The organism is Pseudoalteromonas shioyasakiensis, from assembly GCF_022398475.1.
Classification (GTDB): Bacteria; Pseudomonadota; Gammaproteobacteria; order Enterobacterales; family Alteromonadaceae; genus Pseudoalteromonas.
The window spans coordinates 1-1,436 of record NZ_JAKEVM010000274.1 but is presented as its reverse complement, the minus strand read 5'-3'; the positions used below and the strand labels follow the sequence as shown (position 1 = coordinate 1,436).

The window sequence follows — 1,436 nt, the reverse complement described above, 5'->3', positions numbered from 1 at the left end:
CAATAAGAAGGTAAACATACAGATAGATTCAAAATAAACTTCGCCAACCGACATTAATGTGGCATAACAGCTTGCCCCATAAGCACCAAAAATCGCTAATGAAACGGGTAAGTCCATATTCAGCTGTTTGGCTTTTAAACCATTAATGGCATTGGTTAAGAATGGCAGGGCACTGTAAAGAATAACTGGAGAAGCAAGCACTAAGCTTATCCAGCGAAAATACTGCTCAAAGCTCTCTTCCATGCCAGAGAACATGCCAAAATACATGGCAAAAGCAAACATCATTACTTGCATGGTCATCAGACCGGCAACCCCTAAACGGCGGATATAAGCTTTTGCGGCTTGTTGTTTTTGGCTTGCTTCAAGGTCTGCCTGAAACGGATAGGCTTTATAGCCGATTTCATGTAATGAAGTGATAATTTGGCTAAGCGGTGTAACCGATTTATCCCATTGGATCATGGCACGGTTGGTTGAAGTATTTACATCAACACGTTTGATTGCTTTTAAGTTAAGTAGTTGTTTTTCGATTAACCAAGCGCAGGCAGCACAGGTGATGCCTTCAACCGTTAATAGTACTTCTGATAAATCATTAGTGGCTGAAATAAACTCGTCTTGAATATCTTCGTTATCGTAACTTTTAATCAACTCGAGTTGCTCTGGAACAAGTTGTTCAACTTTACCAGAGCGCACAGTTCTAAATTTATAGTAATCGGTCATGCCTTGGGCGACGATATTCTCAGCAACCGTTTGGCAACCAATACAACACATAGGTTGTGCCTTACCGTCTATTTCGACAGTCGCATTAAAGCCTTTTGGCACACTTTCAAGACAATGAAAGCAATTATCGGACATTAGAGTTTACTACTTATATTCAGGGCTAATCGAAATCGTTTTATCAGTTGGCAAAATGACATCTTCTTTAAGTTTCCAACTGTTATCGATTGGTTCAATAAACACTGTGTATGCACCGTCAACATGGGTGTCGAGTAGGGCAGTAAAATCGCCATGGGCGTTTTTCATTAGGCTTACATCAAAGTCATTGGCTTTAATGGTGCGATGATAAAATGACATTTTTAAAGAGTGAACATTGCTTGCATCACCCTTGGTGAAAGTGAAAGTTACTTTGTCGCCTGCAACATTTAAATCGCCATGTAAATAAAGTGCTTTTGCTTTATTAAATTTGCTGAGTTCAAGGTTAATTGCTTTGCCTTTTTTATAGTAATCATCAACAACCATATCTGGGCCGTTGCCAATCGCCATATAAATAAGACCAGCACAGCCGATGATGGCTGCAAGAGGAAAAGAGATTAAAAACCATGGCCAAAAGTTTTTATACCAAGGAGTGGGTTTCATAGTACTTATACCTTTAAAAACGTTGTACGCATTTTATCGGATTTAAAAGCAAAAGACTAAAAAAAAGCCTCCAGATGGAGGCT

2 protein-coding genes are annotated in these 1,436 nt (G+C 39.3%); both read right to left on the bottom strand.

Annotation, left to right across the window (positions count from 1 at the left end):
* The coding region (locus L1D51_RS21425) for a heavy metal translocating P-type ATPase metal-binding domain-containing protein (RefSeq protein WP_239964830.1) at positions 1-852 on the bottom strand (852 nt) is incomplete at its 3' end.
* A gap of 9 nt (positions 853-861) precedes the next feature.
* Positions 862-1,353 (bottom strand): FixH family protein, encoded by a 492-nt coding sequence (locus L1D51_RS21420; protein ID WP_054561329.1) that lies wholly within the window; start codon positions 1,351-1,353, stop codon positions 862-864.
* Positions 1,354-1,436: the final 83 nt, after the last annotated feature.

Bases quoted from the DNA above. Each gene is read 5' to 3' on its own strand.
- L1D51_RS21420 (WP_054561329.1), bottom strand. From the start codon at position 1,353: ATGAAACCCACTCCTTGGTATAAAAACTTTTGGCCATGGTTTTTAATC.